Origin of the sequence: Stenotrophomonas maltophilia group sp. Smal12 (assembly GCF_037079935.1) — a bacterium.
Lineage (GTDB): Bacteria > Pseudomonadota > Gammaproteobacteria > Xanthomonadales > Xanthomonadaceae > Stenotrophomonas > Stenotrophomonas sepilia.
Window position 1 is genome coordinate 35,119 of record NZ_JBAWUK010000036.1, and the last position, 20,852, is coordinate 55,970.

General features: G+C 67.4%; 15 protein-coding genes and 1 tRNA gene. 6 read left to right on the plus strand and 10 right to left on the minus strand.

Annotated features, from left to right (window positions below; all coding sequences use genetic code 11):
• Positions 1-38: 38 nt before the first annotated feature.
• The 3 genes from WDC87_RS15455 to WDC87_RS15465 all read right to left on the minus strand — a co-directional run bounded on the left by WDC87_RS15455 (position 39) and on the right by WDC87_RS15465 (position 4,140).
• Positions 39-114 (minus strand) — tRNA-Thr (locus tag WDC87_RS15455).
• 50 nt (positions 115-164) lie between these two features.
• On the minus strand, positions 165-1,169 hold the full coding sequence (locus WDC87_RS15460) for a 2-hydroxyacid dehydrogenase (RefSeq protein ID WP_252745494.1): 1,005 nt from the start codon (positions 1,167-1,169) through the stop codon (positions 165-167).
• A 97-nt stretch (positions 1,170-1,266) separates the two neighbouring features.
• Positions 1,267-4,140 carry an autotransporter outer membrane beta-barrel domain-containing protein gene (locus WDC87_RS15465; protein ID WP_072166909.1) on the minus strand — a complete coding sequence of 958 codons (2,874 nt, stop codon included), beginning with the start codon at positions 4,138-4,140 and terminating at the stop codon, positions 1,267-1,269.
• 236 nt (positions 4,141-4,376) lie between these two features.
• Between WDC87_RS15465 and WDC87_RS15470 the strand changes: the two genes are divergently transcribed.
• From WDC87_RS15470 to WDC87_RS15490, 5 genes are read left to right on the plus strand one after another with little or no spacing between them, the layout of a single operon-like run.
• On the plus strand, positions 4,377-4,904 hold the full coding sequence (locus WDC87_RS15470; protein WP_088496450.1) for a sigma-70 family RNA polymerase sigma factor: 528 nt from the start codon (positions 4,377-4,379) through the stop codon (positions 4,902-4,904).
• Entirely contained in the window at positions 4,901-5,869 is a 969-nt protein-coding gene (locus tag WDC87_RS15475; RefSeq protein ID WP_072166911.1) for a FecR domain-containing protein, read from the plus strand. Before WDC87_RS15470 ends, WDC87_RS15475 begins: the two co-directional genes overlap by 4 nt.
• Before the next feature lie 11 nt (positions 5,870-5,880).
• Complete coding sequence (locus WDC87_RS15480; RefSeq protein WP_088496451.1) at positions 5,881-8,679, plus strand: TonB-dependent receptor; 2,799 nt, start codon at positions 5,881-5,883, stop codon at positions 8,677-8,679.
• A 44-nt stretch (positions 8,680-8,723) separates the two neighbouring features.
• Positions 8,724-9,680, plus strand: coding sequence for a hypothetical protein (locus WDC87_RS15485; protein ID WP_111007992.1), 957 nt, complete (start codon positions 8,724-8,726; stop codon positions 9,678-9,680).
• Positions 9,677-10,384 carry a hypothetical protein gene (locus tag WDC87_RS15490; protein ID WP_072166914.1) on the plus strand — a complete coding sequence of 236 codons (708 nt, stop codon included), beginning with the start codon at positions 9,677-9,679 and terminating at the stop codon, positions 10,382-10,384. Before WDC87_RS15485 ends, WDC87_RS15490 begins: the two co-directional genes overlap by 4 nt.
• Before the next feature lie 59 nt (positions 10,385-10,443).
• On the opposite strand, the gene WDC87_RS15495 is transcribed toward WDC87_RS15490, so the two are convergent.
• The 7 genes from WDC87_RS15495 to murJ all read right to left on the minus strand — a co-directional run bounded on the left by WDC87_RS15495 (position 10,444) and on the right by murJ (position 20,150).
• Positions 10,444-11,133 (minus strand): lysoplasmalogenase, encoded by a 690-nt coding sequence (locus WDC87_RS15495; RefSeq protein WP_111201647.1) that lies wholly within the window; start codon positions 11,131-11,133, stop codon positions 10,444-10,446.
• Positions 11,130-13,013 carry a peptidase M61 gene (locus tag WDC87_RS15500; RefSeq protein ID WP_301655148.1) on the minus strand — a complete coding sequence of 628 codons (1,884 nt, stop codon included), beginning with the start codon at positions 13,011-13,013 and terminating at the stop codon, positions 11,130-11,132. The genes WDC87_RS15495 and WDC87_RS15500 overlap by 4 nt, the downstream gene beginning before the upstream one ends.
• Positions 13,014-13,192: 179 nt before the next feature.
• Positions 13,193-14,143, minus strand: coding sequence for a 4-hydroxy-3-methylbut-2-enyl diphosphate reductase (gene ispH / locus WDC87_RS15505; protein WP_242893937.1), 951 nt, complete (start codon positions 14,141-14,143; stop codon positions 13,193-13,195).
• Between the two features lie 27 nt (positions 14,144-14,170).
• Positions 14,171-14,695, minus strand: coding sequence for a signal peptidase II (gene lspA / locus WDC87_RS15510; RefSeq protein WP_005408564.1), 525 nt, complete (start codon positions 14,693-14,695; stop codon positions 14,171-14,173).
• Entirely contained in the window at positions 14,695-17,526 is a 2,832-nt protein-coding gene (gene ileS / locus WDC87_RS15515) for an isoleucine--tRNA ligase (protein WP_227836624.1), read from the minus strand. Before ileS ends, lspA begins: the two co-directional genes overlap by 1 nt.
• Positions 17,523-18,470 carry a bifunctional riboflavin kinase/FAD synthetase gene (locus tag WDC87_RS15520; RefSeq protein ID WP_301655147.1) on the minus strand — a complete coding sequence of 316 codons (948 nt, stop codon included), beginning with the start codon at positions 18,468-18,470 and terminating at the stop codon, positions 17,523-17,525. Before WDC87_RS15520 ends, ileS begins: the two co-directional genes overlap by 4 nt.
• A gap of 75 nt (positions 18,471-18,545) precedes the next feature.
• The gene (gene murJ, locus WDC87_RS15525) at positions 18,546-20,150 is read right to left on the minus strand and encodes a murein biosynthesis integral membrane protein MurJ (protein ID WP_088496456.1); all 1,605 of its coding nucleotides are present in this window, start codon (positions 20,148-20,150) and stop codon (positions 18,546-18,548) included.
• 117 nt (positions 20,151-20,267) lie between these two features.
• Here murJ and rpsT point away from each other — a divergent pair, with 117 nt between their 5' ends.
• Positions 20,268-20,537, plus strand: coding sequence for a 30S ribosomal protein S20 (gene rpsT, locus WDC87_RS15530; RefSeq protein WP_005408560.1), 270 nt, complete (start codon positions 20,268-20,270; stop codon positions 20,535-20,537).
• The last annotated feature ends 315 nt before the right edge of the window (positions 20,538-20,852 follow it).

Here is a 20,852-nt window from a genome sequence, read left to right on the forward strand (position 1 = left end):
CAAAAAGCCCCGACCAAAGGCCGGGGCTTTTCTACAACTGGTGCCGGAAACAGGAGTCGAACCTGCGACCTACGCATTACGAATGCGCCGCTCTACCAACTGAGCTATTCCGGCGGAGCACGCGATTTTACGGGCTGCGCGCCCCGACGGTCAATCCATCTGGCTCAGCCCGCCTCCACTCGGTTCGCACACACCCGCCCCTCGGCGAAATCCCGCAGGTTCCCCAGCGTGATTGCCGATATCTCCTGCAGCGCCTCTACGGTGAAGAAGCCCTGGTGGCCGGTCACCAGCACGTTGGGGAAGGTCATCAGGCGCTGGAAGACTTCGTCGTCGATGATCTCGCCGGAGAGGTCCTGGAAGAACAGCGCGCTTTCCTGCTCGTAGACGTCGATGGCCAGGTGACCCAGCCGCCGCGACTTCAGCGCGCGGATCACCGCATGGGTATCGACCAGCCCGCCGCGCGAGGTGTTGACCAGCATCGCGCCGGTCTTCATCCGCGCCAGCGAGGCGTCGTTGATCAGGTGCTGGGTATCGGGCGTCAGCGGGCAATGCAGCGACACGATATCGGCGCGCGCCAGCAGTTCATCCAGCCCAACCATGTCGCCCACGCCGGCGAAGGCCGGCGATGGATACGGGTCATGCCCCAGCACGGTGCAGCCCATGCCGCGGAAGATGCGCGCGGTAGCCAGGCCGATCTTGCCGGTGCCGACGATGCCGACCGTGCGCCCATGCAGGGTGCTGCCGAGCAGGCCATCGAGCATGAAGTTGCCCTCGCGCACGCGATTGTAGGCGCGATGGGTCTGCCGGTTGAGCGTCATCACCAGCGCCAGCGCGTGCTCGGCCACGGCTTCGGGGGAATAGGCCGGCACCCGCGCGACGAACAGGCCCAGCGCTTTGGCAGCTGCCAGGTCCACATTGTTGAAGCCGGCGCAGCGCAGCAGCACGGCGCGCACGCCCAAGGCATGCAGCGCGTGCAGTACCGGCGCGTCGAGGCGGTCATTGACGAACACGCATACCGCGGCGCAGTCCTGTGCCAACGCAGCGGTATGCACGTCCAGCGCGGCATCGAAGTACACGAATGCAAAGCCCTGCCCGGCCGCATCGCGCTGGTTGGCCTCATCGAGGAAACGACGATCGTAGGGGCGGGCACTGAAAACGGCGATCTGCATGGGCGGGCCTGGCGGGAATTCCCTGCCGACCATACCGCAGCACCTGCCCTGATGGGATGGCCCCGGCGATACGGATATCGCCGGGGCCGAGTGCCCTTTAGAACCGGTAGCCCAGGCCCAGCATCACGCCGTTCTGGATCTGCCCATCGCGGCGTTCGCCCACGTAGTCGGCCATGATCGACAGGCGCTCGCTGGCACGGCTGGTCACGCCCAGGTTCCAGGCCAGCACCTGCTCGCCCACGGCTTGGCTGCTGGCACCGAACAGCAGGTCCGGAGCTGCGGCGAAGCCGGTGCTGTAGCGGGCCTGGGTGTCACCCAGTTCCTTCTGCCAGACCACGCGCGCGCGCGGGGTGATGCGCTCGCCGTTGTTGCCTTCGAAGGTCTTGAACAGCTGCAGGCCCGCACCCACGCGAATGCTCTCCAGGCTGCCACTGCGGCCGACCAGCGCACCGGCGCCCTGCCCTTCATTGAAACGGGTGGCCGAGGTCCGTGCGTAGTCCACCACCGGCAGCAGCGGCTGGATCACCAGTCCCTTGCCGGCGGTGAAGGAGAACGCGTGTTCGACTCGCGCCGAGATCGCATCGTTGCTGTATCGGGCGCGCAGCGGCTGTTGCAGGCCATCGATGGCCGAAAGGCTGCGGCGGGTGTCATGCCGCAGATCGGTGTAGCGCACGGCCGCCGACAGATAGCCGCGCGCGTACGTGGCATCCAAGTAACCGCCCACGTCCAGCGCGCGCACATCACCGGTGAAACCGGAGCCATCGCTGGCCTTGGTCGACATGTCGGCCGCTGCCACGCTGACGCCAAGGGTGACGCGGTCATCGGCCACGCGGGTGTCGGCACCGACCACGATGCCACCGATGTTGTGGCTCAGGCCGGCCACGCCGCCGTCGGCATCGATGCGGCCATGGCTGGCGAAACCGCGCGCCCACAGGCCACGGCTGCGACCCGCTACGCCGCTGTCGCCGGCACCCTCGCCCGCCGGCTCGACCAGATGCATGGCCAGCTGGTTGAACAGGCTGCCATGGCGCATGCCCGGCTGCGCCGACACCGACTGCGCCGCCTGCGAAGCCAACCCGTCTGCATCGCCGCCACTGCGCATCGCTGCCTGGTGCTGCTGCACGACGTTGCCGATGCTGCCGATCAGTGCATTGTCGGCCAGGCGCAGGCTGGCGTGCGCGTCACCACGCAGGGCGCCAGCCTGCTGTGCGATCACATCACGGTCAGCGAACTGCAGCGCGCCGAGCAACGACTTCAGGCCGCTGTCCTGGCGGGCCGATGCAGCGGCCAGCGCGCGCCCCAGGCCGTCGCCGGAGGTGCCATTGGTGAACAGGCCCAGCTGATCGAAGCCTGGATTGGCGGTCAACCACAGGCCATCGGCGGTCTGGTTGACGTTGAAGCTGAGCAGCGAATTGTGGCGCGGGCGGAACACTTCACCGGCCGTGATGCTGGCGCTGTAACCGGCATCGCCCAGCCGCACGGCATCCTGGAAGCCCCCCTGGTAGATCGGTCCTTCCACCAGGTCGCGACGGTAGGTGCCGGCATAGAAGCCCTGGGCGACGTTCAACGCCAGGTGTGCGCCCTGCGCGATCACCAGCGCGCCCTCCTCGGAGCCGCCATCGTAGAAGCTGCCCACGCGCAGGCGGCCACTGCCGGTACCACCGGTTTCGGTAACGTCGAACAGCACCTGCCCGCCGGGCATGATGTTGACGTAGCCGTGGGTCACCAGATCACCACCACGCGGCATCAGCGTGCCGAACACGCGCAGGCGGTTGAAGCCGTCTTCGCGGTAGGACGGGCCGGTGCCATCCAGCAACGCATCGCTGTCGGTGCCGACCGATGCGATATCACCGTGGCCGACCACGATGCTGCCCGGCATCACCCGCAGTTCGGGGGTGCGCAGCGCACCACCCTCCAGTGCGATGGTGCCGTTGTCCACCAGAATGAAATCGGCGCCGGTGGTTTCGGCGGTGCGCCAGGTGGCGCCGTTGCTGACACGGATCACGCCCGCCGAACTGCCCAGGGTGGACGCATCCAGATCGGCCAGCCGCAACTGGCCGCGCAGCTCTTCCTGGAGGTCGGGATCGGCGAGCAGCTGCTGCAGCGACTGCGTGCCGATGCCGTTCGGCCCCCGCGTGGAGACGTTGTACAGGCTCACCGCGTAGTTGATGTAGGTGCTGGCCCAGTCGGTGTTCCAGCGCGCGAAATCGTCGTCGACGAAGGCCTGCAGCTGGCGCGCGGTGCGCAGGTAGCCCGGGTTGATGTCGCCGCTGACGTTGCTGGTGACATGCAGGGTGTCGCCCGGATCGCGATAGCCTGCCGTGTTGATGATGTTGTTGCCGCGGATGTCCTGGCCCGGGAACGACTCCAGCTTGCTGCCGCTGCCATCCGGATCGAAGGTGACCGACGTACCCGTGGTGCGCGCCGGGTCGCGGAATACCAGCAGGCCATTGGGTTGAACCACTTCATACAGCGCCTTGTGCAACAGGCCCGCATCCATCCCGCCGCCGTAGTTGCCTGTGTAGATCTGGGTCATGCGCGCTGACGGCGCATAGGTGATCTTGCCGCCACTGCTGGCGGCATGGATCTGCACCGAGTCGACCAGTGGCAGATCGCCGCCGAGGTAACGGTTGACGCCACCGGACTGCATGATCGAGCAGGACGAGATGCAGTGGCCGGACACGATGGTGTCCAGGCCCTGGGTGCGGATCACCGCCTGCAGCCACTCGCCGGCGATCAGCGCGCCACCATTGGATGTGCGCAGCACGACCTCGCGGATCGGACGGCCTTCAGCCTGTGCCTTGGCCAGCAGCGCGGGCAGCGCCACCACATCGGCAACGGTGACGCCGCCGCTGAGGAAGACGCGATCGTCCCGCACGTGATAATTCATTGCCATGACGTCATCAACCGCCGCCATGGCGGTGATGCCCATCAGCCCGGCCAAGGCCAGGCTCAACTTCGAATGCTTCATGTGTTCTCTCTCCACCCGCAACACACGGGTCAGGAGTTCAACGTCCGGGCGGCGCAAACTCCCCCAGCGCACCAGGCCCCGAAACATGAATGCATTCACAATGGAATCAGGGGCCATGCACACTCTTCCCCATCCGGTCATCGTCGCGTAAAACTCGAAGACGCACCCGCCACCGACGCCCGAGGCCAGCCCTGTCCGCCCCCTCTCCTCTGATCCATCGCGCGCCGGACCTGTCCGTGCCGGCGGACGCGTTCATTGCGTTCGTACGGGAAGAGCGCGCGCCGTTGTGCGCTTTCCTGCGCACGCGCGGCGTTGGGCCGGAGGATGCCGAGGACATCGCGCAGGACTGCATGGAGCGGCTGATCCGCTATCGCGCGCACAGTGCCGACGAGCTGCGGTTGCTGCTGTATCGTATCGCCCGCAACCGCCTGGCGGACCGCGGCCGCTCGTCGCAGTCGCGGCCACACCTGTCCCTCGCCGAACACGATGGCGGCGACGAGCCCTCCAGCACGTCGCCCGATCCATTGCGCCAGGCCGAGTCCGGGCAGATGCTGTCCCTGCTGCGGCAGGCCCTGTTCAAGCTGCCCGAGCGCGCGCGCGAGGTGTACCTGCTCAACCGGATCACCGGCATGAGCTATACGCAGATCGCGCGGCACTGTGGAATCACCGCCAAGACCGTGGAAAAACATATCGCCCGCGCCCTGCAGGGCCTGCGCCAGGAACTCGGATCGGATCCGCTGCACAACGACAGGGACAACGGATGAGTCACGCCAGACCCAGGGAAGACACCCTGCTGTTTGAACGCGCCAGCGCCTGGGTGGCGCGGCTGGAGGCTCCGGACTGCACGGCGGGCGAGCGCGAGGCGTTCGAGGACTGGCTGGCCGAGGACCCGGCCCATGTCAGCGCCTGGATCCAGGCCGAGACCCTGTTCCAGCGGGGCGAAGAACTGGCCGCCGACCCGTGGCTGCGCACCGCCGCAGCACGTGCGGCACGGCCGGCGCAGCGTCGCTGGCTGCCGGCAGTGGCCGCCGCCGCAGGCGTCTGCCTGGCCATCGGGATCGGCTGGATGGTCGCCATCGACGGCAACCCCACAGCGCTGCGCTATGCCAACGATTCCCACCAGCCCCGGCAGCAGACGCTGGCCGATGGCAGCGTGGCCACGCTGGATGCGGGCACCACGCTGCACGCCCGATTCGGTTGGCGCCATCGCAACCTGGTGCTGGAACGGGGCCGCCTGCAGCTGCAGGTCGCACCGTCGAGCAAGGCGCTGCAGCTGCGCGCCGGCGACAGCACCATCCGCGACATCGGCACCACCTTCCAGGTGGAGCGCCTGAACGACGGCCTGGTCGAAGTCGCGCTACTGGAAGGTGCGGTGGAAGTCAGCAATGGCGGGGCCCAGCACACCCTGGCACCCGGCCAGCAGCTGCAGGTGCTGCCCTCGGGCCGCTTCCAGCCCGGCCCGGCGCTGTCGTCCAATGCCGCTGCCGAAGGCTGGCTGCAAGGGCAGCTGGTGTTCGATGCCACGCCGCTGTCGATCGTGGTCGAGCGCATGAACCGCTACGGTCGCACGCCGCTGGTGATCGCCGATCCCGAGATCGCCAGCCTGGCCGTGAGTGGCACCTTCCGTGCCGGCGATGCGCAGGAACTGCTGTCGGCGCTGGAACTGGGCTGGTCGGTGGCTGGCCAGACGCGACCGGATGGCGCGCTGGAACTGCGCCGCACGTACTGAGGAGGCCTGCAGTGAAGGCAGTACCGGGCGCGCTGCGGGAGGGGCTGCTCCGCACCCTGTTCTGCTTCGCGCTGAGCTTTGCCGCGCTGCCCTCTGCCGATGCAGCCGAACAGGCCGGCACCCTGGAGGTCGATGTGGGTTCAGGCCCGCTCGCACCTGCCCTGCAGCAATGGGCGCGCCAGAGTGGCATCGCCCTGCTGTTCGATGCGCGTGAACTGGATGGCCTGCGTACGGCCGGCACCCATGGCCAACGCGATGCGGCCGCGGCCCTGAAGGAACTGGTCGCCGGCATGCCGGTGACCATCCTGCGCACGCCTGCCGGCGGATTCGTCGTCCGCCGCACCCGGCCAGCACCGCCATCGCCCCCGCCGGTCGCGACGCGTGCGATGCCCGCGGCACCGTCGCCGGGCAGGGTGCCCGAGACGCCACCGCAGGTCGAGCTGGCGCCGATCCATGTCACCGGCAGCCGGCTGCCGCGCACCTCCGTGCAGACCACGCTGCCGGTGACCATCATCGACCGCGATGACATCCTGCGCAGCGGTTACGGCAGCCTGTTCGACCTGCTGCGGCACTTGCCGGGCATGAACGGCCACCCGGCAATGAGCACCTCGCGCAGTGGCGATTCGCAGTACCTGCCGGTGGGTGCGGCCACCACCACCAGCCTGGACGGCATGGGACCGCGTGCGACCTTGTTCCTGGTCAATGGCCGGCGCCTGCCACGCTATCCGATGGTGTCGCTGGAACAGGGCGGACTCACCGACCTGGGGGGCATCCCGCTCAGCTTCGTCGAGCGCATCGAACTGGTGCGTGGCGGTGCGTCGGCCATCTATGGTGCCGACGCGATGTCCGGCGTGGTCAACATCATCCTGCGTGACCAGGCCGATGGCCCTGAAGCCATGCTGCAGACCGGCCTGAGCGGGCGCGGCGACGCCGGCCAGTATCGCCTGCAGGCGGCCACCGGTGGCGTGCGCGACGGAGGGGACCGCTGGTTCGCTGGCATCGACCTGCATCGCATCGACCACGTGGCCGGCGATCGCCGCAAATGGCATGCGGAAACCTCGCAGTACCTGATCGGCGCGTTCCGCGATGGGCGCTACTGGCCGGCAACGCGCTGCGAAGGGCCATTGAAACGGCGCGATGGTGCCTGCTGGTTCGACAGCGCACGCCCGCGTTCGCTGCAACCGGCCTCGGACACCGCCTCGGCCTACCTGCGCTATCGGCATGAGCGCGGCGAGGGTCGCTATGCCTACGCCGAGGCGCGGGCCAGCCACAACCGGCAGCGCTTCGACCTCGGCCCGACCGCCGTAGCCATCGGACTTTATGGGTTCACCTTCAACAGCGTGCTGCGCGAAGCCGGCAACGTGCGTCCGCATGTACGTGCCACCGATGCCGACGTCACCTTCGGCATCGGCCACGACCAGGGCCGCCGCAGCTGGGATGCCGGCATCAGCGCACAGCGCAGCGATGTCACTCTGACGACGTCCGGCACCGTGCGCGCCCAACCACTGCTGCGCGCGGCCGAGACGCTGGATTTCCTGCCCGGCTTCACCTCATTGCCGGCAGAGACCGCCGCGCAGTTGTTCCCGTCGATCCGCAACCGCGGGCGCACCGAGCAGTGGCAGGGCTGGTGGGGCATGCAGCGCGAGTTGATGCCATTGGCCGGCGGTGCTGCACAAGTGGCCACCGGCATCGACCTGCGCCAGGAACGCTGGACGTCGCATCCCGACGCGCTGCTGAGCCAGGGCGACCTGGCGCTGGGTCTGCCACAGGAACAACGCCACCTGTCACGCCGCAGTGGCGGTGCCTACGCCGAACTCGGCCTGCCATTGGCGCGCACGCTGCGTATGGACCTGGCAGCACGCTGGGACCGCGATGGCGGTTACCAGGCTTTCTCGCCCCGCGTGGGCGTACGCTGGAGCCCGACACCGCAGTGGTCATTCCTGCTTGCCACCGGGCGCGGCTACCGGGCCCCCAGCCTGTTCGAGCAACGGCGGCCGCCGGGCTATTTCGGCGCGATCGAACTACCCGCCTCCAGTGCACTGCCCGACTGCGCGCAGAGCAACGGCAACGGACGCTGCAGCGTAACCGTGGACGTGGTGGAGAACGATGCGCTGAAAGCGGAGCGGTCGCGCAGTCATTCCCTGGGTGCGACCTGGACACCGACCGATGCGTTTTCACTGTCGCTGACCCACAACATCGTCGAACTGCGCAATGAAATCCTGGCCCTGCAACCGGCCGATGCGGTGTGGAACCGCAGCACCTGGGAGCTGGACGAGGATGGACGCCTGTACAACCTGCGCCTGTCCTTCGACAACATCGGCCGCACCACGTCGCGCAACCTTGTTCTGCGCGGGGAGTACCACATCGACACCGGCAGCACCGGCCAGTGGCTGTTCTCCGTCGATGCATTGAAACAGCAGGAACTGCGCCGCGAGCGTGGCCACGAAGCGACGGTGGACCTGCGTGGCCATGTCACGCCAGCAATGGCCGCCGTGCTCAATGTGCAGTGGCAGAACAGCAACTGGGACATCGCCCTGCGCGGCAACCAGGTGGGACGCACGCGTGCCTGGCTGCCCGGTGCGGAGTGCCCGGAAGAACAGCGCGAGCAGAACCATTGCATGAATCCGCGGCAGCTGCGCTGGAACCTGCATCTGGCAAGGCGGCTGGGGCCGCGCGTGGTCGCCGCGCTGGACGTGCACAACGTGCTCGACACGCAACCGGTGAACTACCTGGTCGGCAATGGCGGCCAGATGCCGGGGCTGGACGATCCACTCGGCCGCTACTTCCTGCTGACCCTGCAGATCCGCTGAGCGTAGTACCCTACGCGCCCTGTTCCATCGGTCCCCACCACCCCATGAAGGCCTATCTCTGGTTCTGGGGCGCGTTCCTGCTGTTCTTCGCGTTGCCCTTCCCCTGCATCCTCTACTTCGGCACGTCGTGGCCGGTGCCACTGGCCGACCGCAGCGCGCCATGGCTGGCCCTGCTGCTGCTCGCGCTGTCGCTGGCCCTGTGGCTCGCGTTGCTGCTCGCCTTCCTGCACTACCTGCTGCTGGGCCCACCGCGCGCGCTGCATCGGGTGCGCACCATCCTGGCCGACGGTGAGCCACGTGAGGCGTTGATCGAACAGGCCGAGCAGACCGGCGTGCACGTGCGCGGCTTCGCGCAGTGGAAGCTGCAACTGGGCTTCCAGAACCTGTCCGGCACGCCGATCAACGAACAGATGCTGGTGGTGGACAGCAAACCGCAGCTGCAGCGTTTCGTGGCCGGCCAGCGCATCGAGGTTCGCCTGAGCCGGATGCCGGGTGCGTTCCCCAATGTGGTGCTGGACGGTGCCCAGCCCGAACTGGATGTCGCCAGCCTCTGGCGCCGCGGCGCCGGCGCGGTCATCGGCATCGTCGTGGTTGCCAGCGCCTACGTGCTCGCCTATCGGCTGCAGAGCGAGGGCCTGGGCTGGACGTTCCTGTCCTTCGGCCACCCACTGCTGGTGTGCCCGCTGGTGTTGTGCGGCTACGCCCTGGGCCTGCGCGTCCTGGGGCGCGTGCTGCATGCCGATGCACGCGGAGACGCGCTGAAGTACCGCGGCATCGGCGTGGATGCGAAGGTGCTGAAGCTGCGCCAGACCGGCACCTACCTCAACGAGCAGCCGCAGGTGGAGTTCCAGCTGGAGTACACCGACCGCGAAGGTGGCATACAGCAGGTGAGCGTGCGCCGCTTCATCCCGTTGATCGAGCTGGCCAACCTTCCACGCGAGCAGGTCACGCTGCTGTACGACCCGGAAGATCGCGGCAACGTTCGCCTGGAGGGTGTATGAAGCAGCCCCCCTCGACGCGACTGGTATTTTCGATGGTGCTGCTGTTGCTGGCCGGCGTCGCCGTTGCCGGCGGGGCACTGCAGACCCTTGCCGAAACGATGGGTCATTCGGTGCAGGATGACCGCGCAACCACGCCGATCACCACGCCTCCACCGCGCGAGCGGCCTGCTTCGCTCGCACCGATTCCCGAACCGCGGCCGATGCCGATGCCCGAACGCAGCAACCGCTTGTTCGATGCGGACTACCTGCTGGCCGCCCGCCAGGCACTGGAACAGATGCCAGCCCTGGCCGGGCACCGGTTGATGGTGTTCCACAGCATCCACTTCTACGATGATGGCCGCATCAATCTGGACCTGGTCGATCCGCAGCAACCTACGCACGTGGACAGCTACCACTTCGAGCACGGCCAGTGGCGCAAGGGCGACCCGGTCGATCCGCAGCGCTTCGCGCCCACCATCACCCTGCGCCGCAGCAGCACGGCGCTGGCCAACATCGATTTCGAGGCGGTGCCACGCGTCGCCCAGGCGCTGCAGGCGCAGCGCAACGCGCTGATGGCCACGCCGGGTGACGTCGGCCACGTCTATGTGATCGTGCGCAAGGGTGGCAGGCTGGTGTGGCTGCCGGACGAGGTCGCCGGCGATCGCCAGTCCGCACGACTCTCGTTCGACGCACAGGGCCGTTCCGGCAACGCGAACCGACGATAGTCAACGCAAAAAGGGGACGGAGGGGATTAAGTCGTTTACGCCTTGGTGCCGTCTGCGACTTAATCCCCTCCATCCCCTTTTTGCTGTTTCACCGAGCGGGCGATGGCGTACTGTGCGCCGTAGTAGGTGGACAGCACCAGCAGGCTGGCCAGTGGCAGGCCGCCGGCGAAGCGGTCCCAGGCCAGCAGCGAATCGCTGGCGACGAACAGCAGCGCACCGACGGCAGCCCAGCGTGCACTGCTGGCTTCCACGGCAGCGGGCTGTGGCCGGCGCCATTGCCGTGCCAAGGCCAACACCGCCATCGAGGCCAGCACCATCACGTACGCCAGCACCGGCATACGCATCGGTGCAGGCAGGTGCGGCCACAGCCCAAGCACATTGAGTACAGCGAACGCGCCGAGCAGGACGCTGGCGGCGAGCAGGCCACGCCCGGCACGCAGGCCCTCACGGAAGGCCACGATGTAGCAGAGGTGCGCCAGCAGGAACGCCACCAGCCCCGGTACGAACGCGTCCATCGGCAGCATCAGCGCGATGTCACCCATGCACGACAGCAGCATGCCGGCCAGCACCGCGCGCCGGTAGGACGGCTGCGCAGGATCACGCACCTGCCAGGCGATGGCAGCGATCAGCAGCGTGGTCGCCGGCTTCGCCAGCCAATGCAGCCAGCGCCCGTCACCGTGCAGGAATGCGCCGATGATGGCGAGGACCGCCATCAGAAGGATCCCGACGTCGCGCACGCGCGCTGTCATCGCGCCTTCCACAGATCCGCCAGACGGTCAGGCTTGCCGGCAATGCGCTCCAGCACCGGATACTGCAGGCCACTGTGGTAGTCGATGTTCATCGTCTCGATGCGGTCGAACTGCTTCACCAGCAGCACGATCGGCGCCTTGTCCTTGGCCGCTGTCGCCACCGCATCCTTCAAGCGCTGGCTGCTGTACTCGCGCCCGTCGACCGCGATCACCTTCATGCCGGGTGCAAGACCGGCGTTGAAGGCCGCGCTGTCCCAGATCACGTCACCGACCGTGCCGCTGTCGAGCACGGTCGCGCCCAGCGAGTACGCCAGCAACGCCGCCTTGGCGCGTTTCTCCTGTGCCTTGTAGGCGTCGTTCGGGGTATCGCGGTAGACCAGCTTCCAGCCCGCCAGTTCCAGCCCCCCGGTCAACGAACCGTGGCCGTCCAGGCGCCCGCGCAGGAACGTCGCCCAGTCGTAGGGCGCGATGCCGTTCAAGGTCGCCACCACGTCGTCGAAGGTGTACGGGTTGACGTCCCAGTCGCCGTTGCCGACGCCGAAGAACGCACGCGCGAAGTCATCCAGGCTGCGACGGTTGCCGCTCAGCGCGCGCAGCTTGCCCTCCACTTCCAGCCACAGCATCTGGCCACCGGAGTAATAGTCTTCGCTCATCTGGTAGTTGCGGTACGGCAACGTCCGGCGCTGGGCGATGGTCGGGTCGTTGGTGGTGTCCTGCAACGGGCGCCACGCCAGGCCCGGACGGCCGCGATCATAGGTCGCGGCCACATTGGCCAGCATGTCGCGTGCCTGCGCCATCGACCACAGCCCCGAGCGTGCCGCCAGCACCTGCCCCCAGAACTGGGTCTGGCCTTCGTACACCCACAGCAGGCTGTCGCCCATCGGCGTGTTGAAGTTGGCGGTGGCCAGGTCAGCGCCACGGCGGTACTTGCCGTTCCAGGAATGGGTGTACTCGTGCGGCAGCAGATCGCGCATCCAGGCGTTGTCGTCCCACTCGGTGAAGTAACCCGGGGCGGCGCTGTTCTCGCTGGAACGGTGATGCTCCAGGCCGATGCCACCAAGACGGTCGGTCAACGCCAGCAGGAATTCATAGTGGTTGTAGTGGCGCGCACCGTAGAGCTTGTCGGCCTGCTGCACCAGTGCGCGGTGCAGGGTGATCTGTGCCTCGCTCGGCTTCAGCGACTTGGCTTCGTCGGCAAACACATTGAGGTGCACCGGCACCTTCGCGCCCGGATCGAGATCGATGCGCTGGTAATGCTCGCCGGCAAACAGCGGCGAATCGACCAGGTCGTCATAGGAGATCGGCTTGAACACCACGGTGTCGCCGTCGCAGCGTGCGGTCTCCAGCGCAGTGGCGAACGACCAGCCCTTGGGCAGGGTCACGCTGGCCTGCGCCTGCAGGTCGCGTGCATCGACGCCGGCCGGATACAGCGAGTTGGCATTCCACTGCAGGTTGAGCATCTCCGGGGTCATCACCACCCGCCCCTGGCTGCCCCCCTGCGAGGACAGGAAATCGAAGTGGGCGACGATCTCGCTGACGCCCTCGGGCACGTCCACCTTGAACGCATAGACGTTGTACTGGTCGCGCTGCCAGGCCAACGGCTTGCCGTTGGCGGTCACGCGCAGGCCGGCCAGCTTGTCGATCGGGCCGGTGGGCGAATGGTTGCCGGGAATCCACTGCGGGTACAGCAGGGTCATCGGACCGGGTTTGACCGGTACGGTGGCGGTCACCTTGAAGATGCGCCGGGCCAGGTCACGCGCGTCGACATCGATGCGCAGCAGGCCGGCGGCTGCGGCATCCCCCGGCGGCGAGGCCTGCGCCAGCGCGGGCGTGGCCGCCAGCGCGAACAGCACGGACATCACCAGGGCACGAGTCTTCATCGGCAACTTCCAGCAGCGGAGAATCCTCCGATGCTAGGCCTGTGCGGTGCCCTGCCCCATGGCCAAAGGTCATGGGCGGTGCGCCCGTCAGTGCATGCCAAAGGCGTGCGAACCAAGGTTCGCACCCACCAGAGCGGTTTCGGTAGATCCACGCCATGCGTGGATGACGCGCTTCCCGGTCAGTCGACCAGGCGCAGACGCAGTTCCTTCGGCAGCGCGAACACCATCGATTCCGGCTCGCCGTCCAGCTCGGACACGCCACTGGCACCCAGCTCGGCCAAGCGTGCCAGCACGCCATCTACCAGCACCTGCGGTGCCGAGGCGCCGGCAGTCACGCCGATGTGCTGCTTGCCCACCACCCACGCCGGGTCGATCTCGTGTGCACCGTCGATCAGGTACGACTCCACGCCTTCACGGCGGGCCAGCTCGCTCAAGCGGTTGGAGTTGGAGCTGTTCGGCGAACCGACCACCAGCACCAGGTCGCAGCGCTTGGCCAGATCGCGTACGGCGTCCTGGCGGTTCTGCGTGGCGTAGCAGATGTCGTCGTTCTTCGGGCCCTGCATCGCCGGGAAACGCTCGCGCAGCGCATCGATGATGCCGCGCGTATCGTCCACCGACAGCGTCGTCTGGGTGGTGTAGGCGAAGTTGTCCGGTTGGTTGATCTGCAGCGTGGCGACCTGCTCGACATCCTCGACCAGGTAGATCTGGCCGGTACCGGCTTCGCGGTTCCACTGGCCCATGGTGCCTTCCACTTCCGGGTGACCGGCATGGCCGATCAGCACCACGTCACGGCCGGCACGGCAGTGGCGGGCGACTTCGAAGTGGACCTTGGTCACCAGCGGGCAGGTCGCATCGAACACCTTCAGGCCACGACGCTCGGCCTCCTGGCGCACGGCCTGGGACACGCCATGCGCGCTGAAGATCACCGTGTTGTTGTCCGGCACTTCATCGAGCTCCTCGACGAAGATCGCGCCGCGCTGCTTCAGGTCGTCGACCACGAAGCGGTTGTGCACCACTTCATGGCGGACGTAGATGGGCGCGCCCAGCGTTTCGATCGCGCGCTTGACGATCTCGATCGCACGATCGACACCGGCACAGAAACCACGCGGGTTGGCGAGCAGCACATCCATCAGTTCAATCTCCCGGCAGCGGCCGGCTTACGGTTTCGGATTGGCATTATCCGCCTTTTTGGCGGACTTGCCGTCGAACAGGCCAAACAGGGCGATGCCGATGGCACCCACCACGATGGCCGAATCGGCGATGTTGAACGAGGGCCAGGTGTAGCTGCCCACGTACCACTGGATGAAATCGACCACGTGGCCGTGCACCTGGCGGTCGATCACGTTGCCGATGGCGCCGCCGATGATCAGTGCATACGGCACCGCAGCCTTCCAGTTGCCGCGGGCGGTACCGCGCAGCCACCAGGCCATCAGCCCGCTGATGGCGATCGCCAGCGCTGTGAAGAAGTACTTCTGCCAACCACCGGCGTCGCTCAGGAAACTGAATGCCGCGCCGGTGTTGTAGGTGCGGTACCAGTTCCAGAAGCCGTCGATGACCACCACTGGCTGGAACTCCGGCAGGCTCGACAGCACCCAGGCCTTGGACCACTGGTCCAGGCCGATGATGGCCGCCGACAGCAGCAGCCAGACCAGGGCGTTCGGATGTGGACGGGGCGCGGCCATCAGAACCAGCTCCGCACTTCGCCGGCGCCGGTCACGTTGCTCACGCAGCGGCCGCACAGTTCCGGATGGTCGGCGTTGCTGCCGACGTCGGCGCGGTGGTGCCAGCAGCGCACGCACTTGGCCTTGGTGGTCGGCTGGGCGCTGACGAACACCTCGTCGGTGGTCGCCGGGCGCACCTGCACGTCGCCACTGATGAACAGGAAACGCAGTTCATCGGCCAGCGGCTGCCAGCGCGCGGCCTGCTCTTCGCTGGCGGCGATGGTGATCTCCGCCTCCAGTGCAGCACCGATCGCACCGTTGGCGCGCATCGGCTCGAGCACCTTGGCCACCTGCTCGCGCACGGCCAGCAGCTGGTCGAAGTCGGCGGCGTTGAGCTGGGCTTCCGCCGGCAGCGGCGCCAGGCCGTCGTACCAGGTGGTGAACAGCACATGGCCGGCATGTTCGCCCGGCAGGTAACCCCACAGCTCGTCGGCGGTGAAGGTCAGGATCGGCGCCACCCAGCGGGTGAACGCTTCAGCGATGTGGTACATCGCGCTCTGCGCCGAACGGCGACCGTGTGAATCGGTCGGCATGGTGTACAGGCGGTCCTTGGTCACGTCCAGGTACAGCGAGCCCAGGTCCACGCTGCAGAAGTTCAGCAGCAGCTGCACGATCTCGGCCATGTTGTAGCCGTCGTAAGCCGCCTTGATCTTCTCCTGCAGCTCCCAGGCGCGATGCACGATCCAGCGGTCCAGCGCGACCATCTGCTCGAGCGGTTGCAGGTGCCGGGCCGGATCGAAACCGTCCAGGTTGCCGAGCAGGAAGCGTGCGGTGTTGCGCAGGCGGCGGTAGGCGTCAGCATTGCGCTTCAGGATTTCCTGCGACAGCGACATCTCGTTGCTGTAGTCGGCCGAGGCGATCCACAGGCGCAGGATGTCCGCGCCCAGCTTGTTCATGATGTCCTGCGGCTCGATGCCGTTGCCCAGCGACTTGGACATCTTGCGGCCGTGCTCGTCCACGGTGAAGCCGTGGGTGAGGCACTGCTTGTACGGCGCGCGCTTGTCGATCGCCACGCCGGTCAGCAGCGAGGACTGGAACCAGCCGCGGTGCTGGTCGGAGCCTTCCAGGTACAGGTCGGCCGGCTTGCCGAAGCCACGCGCGGCGAGCACGCCTTCATGGGTCACGCCCGAATCGAACCAGACGTCGAGGATGTCGGTGACCTTCTCGTAGTCGGCCGCTTCGGCGCCGAGCAGCTCGGCGGCGTCCAGCGAGTACCACACATCGATGCCCTCGGCTTCGACGCGGTCGGCAACCTGCTGCATCAGCTCCACCGAGCGCGGGTGGATCTCGCCGGTCTGGCGATGGGTGAACAGTGCGATCGGTACGCCCCAGGTGCGCTGGCGCGAGATGGTCCAGTCCGGGCGACCGTCGACCATGCTCTGGATGCGCGCCTTGCCCCAGGTCGGGAACCAGCCGACAGTGTCGATCGCAGCCAGCGCATCGCTACGCAGGTTGGCCTTGTCCATCGAAATGAACCACTGCGGGGTGGCGCGGAACACCACTGGCGTCTTGTGGCGCCAGCAATGCGGGTAGCTGTGGCGGATCGGGTGGAAGGCCAGCAGCGCGCCGCTGTCGCGCAGCACGCCGACGATGGCCTCCTGCGCCTTCCACAGATGCTGGCCGGCCAGCACCACCTCACCGGCCGGCGGGGTCGATTCCAGGTACACGCCACGGCCGTCGATCGGGGTCACCTGCCCGGCGTTGTACTTGTCCAGCAGGCCGTACTTCTGGCTGACCACGAAGTCTTCCTGGCCGTGACCGGGGGCGGTGTGCACCGCACCGGTACCGTCCTCGTCGGAGACGTGGTCGCCGTTGAGCAGCGGGATGTCGCGCTGCGGATAGAACGGATGCGCCAGCAGCTGGTTCTCCAGTGCCGCACCGGTGGTTTCACCGTGCAGCACCACGCTCTCGACGCCGTAGCGCTGCAGCGCGCGCTCGGCCAGGGCCGCGGCCAGCACCAGCCAACGGCGCTTGCCGTTGTGGGCCGGGCCCTCGGCCAGCACGTAGTTGATTTCCGCACCCAGCGACACCGCCAGCGAGGCCGGCAGCGTCCACGGCGTGGTGGTCCAGATCGGTACAGCCACTTCGACGTCGGCCGGCACGCCCACGCCGAACGCTTGGCCGATGGCCTGCGCGTCACGCGCGGCGTAGGCCACGTCGATCGCCGGCGATTCCTTTTCCTGGTACTCGATCTCGGCCTCGGCCAGCGCCGAACCGCAGTCGAAGCACCAGTACACCGGCTTGGCGCCGCGCACCAGGTGTCCGTTGGCCACGACCTTGGACAGCGCACGGATCTCGTTGGCTTCGAAGTCGAAGCTCAGGGTCTTGTACGGGTTGTCCCAGTCACCGGTCACGCCCAGGCGCTTGAAGTCCACGCGCTGGATGTTGATCTGCTCTTCGGCGAACTCGCGGCACTTCTGGCGGAATTCGACGGCGTCGAGCTTGGTGCCGACCTTGCCCCACTTCTTTTCGACCGCGATCTCGATCGGCAGGCCATGGCAGTCCCAGCCCGGCACATAGGGCGCATCGAAGCCGGCCAGGTAGCGCGACTTGACGATGATGTCCTTCAGGATCTTGTTGACCGCGTGACCCAGGTGGATGCGGCCGTTGGCGTACGGCGGGCCGTCATGCAGCACGAACAGCGGGCGGCCGGCGGCGTTGTCACGCAGCTGCTGGTAGAGCCCCTGCGCTTCCCACCGCGCCAGAATGCCCGGCTCGCGCTTGGGCAGGTCGCCGCGCATCGGGAATTCGGTGGCTGGCAGGTTCAGGGTGGTCTTGTAGTCCTGGCTCACGCAGTGGCTCGCAATCTATGTTCGGAAAGGAGGGCGCGCGCCTGTTCGGCGTCGCGGTGCATCTGGTCGGTCAGTGCCGCCAGATCATTGAATTTCTCTTCGTCGCGCAGCTTGGCGACAAACTCCACGTCGATGTGGCGCCCGTACAGGTCGCCCTGGAAATCGAACAGGTGGGCCTCCAGCAGCGGCTCCACGCCGTCCACCGTCGGCCGGGTGCCGAAGCTGGACACCGACGGCCACGGCTGGTCGAACACGCCATGCACCCAGGTTGCGTAGATGCCCGACAGCGCCGGCGTCTTCGGGAAGCGCAGGTTGGCGGTGGGGAAGCCCAGCGTACGGCCAAGCTGGCGACCGCGCACCACCCGCCCGCTGATCGCGTAGGGGCGGCCGAGCAGGTCGTTGGCGCGGGCGAAATCGCCCCCCTGCAGCAGCCGGCGGATGCGGGTGCTGGAAATGCGCTCGCCATGCAGGTCCACCGCTTCAATCTCGCCGGCGCTGAAGCCCAGTTCGGCGCCCATCTCCTGCAGCAGTGCCAGATCACCGCGGCGGCGGTTGCCGAAGCAGAACTCCGGCCCGATCCAGACTTCGCGGGCGCCCAGCCGGTGCACCAGCAACTGGCGCACGAAGGTCTCGGCCGGCATTGCCGCCATCGCCGCATCGAAACGCAGCAGGCCGATCGCATCGACGCCGAGCTCGCGCAGGATCTCGACCTTGCTGCGCGCCAGGGTCAGCCGCGGCGGCGGCGTGCCCTGGGCGAAGAATTCACGCGGCAGCGGTTCGAATGCCACGGCCACTGCGGCCACGCCCAAGGCGCGCGCGCGGGCGACCGCGTGGCGGACCAGCGCACGATGGCCCAGGTGAAGGCCGTCGAATGCACCGATACAGACCACGCTTCCGTTGGGGAACAGCTCCCCGCCCTCGACGCTTCTGAACAGCCTGCTCATCAACTCTCGTTCCGGCCCGACCGGGGCCGCCGCTTCAATGGTGTAACCCTGAAGTATAGCCGCCACGGGCCGCGATCAATGCCCGCGCAGGTCGCGCGGGCGGAAGCCCATCGCCAGCATGGCCACCGCATAGGTCGCGCCGCCGCCGCCGACCAGCAACGCCAGGGCACCGATCCGCTCCCACACACGCATCGCGGAGAAGCCCGGCAGCCAGTGCAGCAGCGCCAACAGCACGCCAACCATGGCCGCGCAGGCCAGCACCAGGCGCAGCAGATAGCCGCCCCAACCCGGCCGGCGCTGGTAGACATCGGTCTTGCCCAGCCAGTACCACAGCAGGCCCAGGTTCAGGTAACTGGACAGCGCGCTGGCGATGCCCAGTGCCAGGTGCAGGCCCGGCTGCTTGCCGATGGCCGCCATCACGCCCTGCGCCTTCAGCGCGTCGGGCACCATCACCTGGTACAGCACGGCCAGCAGGGCGAAGTTGAACACCATGTTGGCCACCAGCGCCGCCACCCCGGCGCGCACCGGGGTCTTGGTGTCCTGGCGGGCGTAGAAGGCCGGCAGCACCACCTTCAGCAGGGCGAATGCCGGCAGGCCGAAGCTCAGGCCGTACACCGACAGCGCGGTCATGCGGGTGTCGAAGGCGCTGAACTGGCCGTGCTGGAAGATGGTCGCGATCAGCGGCTCGGCCAGCAGCAGCAGGCCCAGCATGGCCGGCACCGAGATCAGCAGGGTCATGCGCAGGCCCCAGTCCAGCGAACGCGAGAAGCCCTCGCGGTCGGTGCTGACATGGTGGCGGGCCAGCGCCGGCAGGATCACCGTGCCCAGGGCCACGCCGAACACGCCCAGCGGCAGCTCCAGGAAGCGGTCGGCCAGCGACAGCCAGGACTGCGAGCCGTCGGTCAGCTTGGCCGCGATCACCGTATCCAGCAGCAGGTTGATCTGCGCCACCGAGGAACCAAACAGGGTCGGCACCATCAGCGTCATGACCTTGCGCACGCCCGGGTGGCGCCAGCCCCAGCGCGGCAGGGTCAGCAGGTTGATGCCCTTCAGCGAGGGCAGCTGGAACAGCAACTGCAGGATGCCGGCGGCCAGCACTGCCCAGCCCAGCGCAAGGATCTGCTTTTCCGGCGTGCCGCCCAGCCGCGGTGCCAGCCACAGCGCGCCGGCGATCATGCACAGGTTGAGAATGACCGGGGTCAGCGCCGGCATGGCAAAGCGCTGGAAGCTGTTCAGCGCACCACCGGCCAGTGCGGTCAGCGAGACGAACAGCAGGAACGGGAAGGTCAGGCGGAACAGGTCGACCAGCAGGCCCTGCTTGACCGGGTCGGTATCAACGCCGCTGGAGAAGACCGAGGCCAGCTGCGGCGCGAAGATCAGCGCCAGTGCGGTGACCAGCATCAGCACCCCGCCCAGGGTACCGGCGGTGCGGGACATCAGTTCGCGCAGCTCGGCGTGGCTGCGGGTTTCCTTCACTTCCGTGAACACCGGCACGAAAGCGGTGGCAAAAGACCCTTCGGCGAACAACCGGCGCAGGAAATTGGGTACCCTGAAGGCGACCCAGAAAGCATCAGTGATGGCGTTGGTGCCGAACGTGGTGGTCACCACGAAGTCCCGGACAAGTCCGAGAACGCGCGAGACCATGGTCATGCTGCTGAACGACAGCAGGCCCCGCAACAACTTGGGTGAACTCACTCAGCGTCCCTCTTGACAATCGACTTGACGTGCATTTCTTACGCCATCATACTAGCTAGCTTGCTGTTCCCATAACACCGATTTTTTCAGGAAACCACCACCGTGGCCAATATCAAGTCCGCCAAGAAGCGCGCCAAGCAGACCGTCGTGCGCAACGCGCGCAACGTGGCTCAGCGCTCGATGCTGCGCACCGCTGTCAAGAAAGTGATCAAGGCGCTGGACGCCAACGATGCCGCCGGCGCCGAAGCCGCCTTCGCCGTTGCCCAGCCGATCCTGGATCGCTTCAGCGCGCGTGGCCTGATCCACAAGAACAAGGCTGCTCGCCACAAGAGCCGCCTGAACGACCGCATCAAGGCCCTCAAGGCCGCCTGATCCGGCGTTGCCGCCCTACCCTTCGGGGTTGGGCTGCAGACAAAAGCCCGGCCCCGGCCGGGTTTTTTGTTGCCAGCGATCCACGGGGTCCGCGCGATCCGGCAGTGCCGGGCCCGGGGCCCCCCCCCCCCGCCCCCGCCGCCCCCCGGCGGGCCCCCCCCGGGCACAAAAAAAACCCCCCCCCCCGCGGGTTTTTCCCAGCAAACCCAAAAACATTTACTGGGTGCGGGGGGGGTCGGTCTTTTTTTTCTTGGGGCTCTCCAATTTGGCTGTTTTGGGGGTGTTTATGGGTTCGGGGGGTGCGGGCCCGAGGGG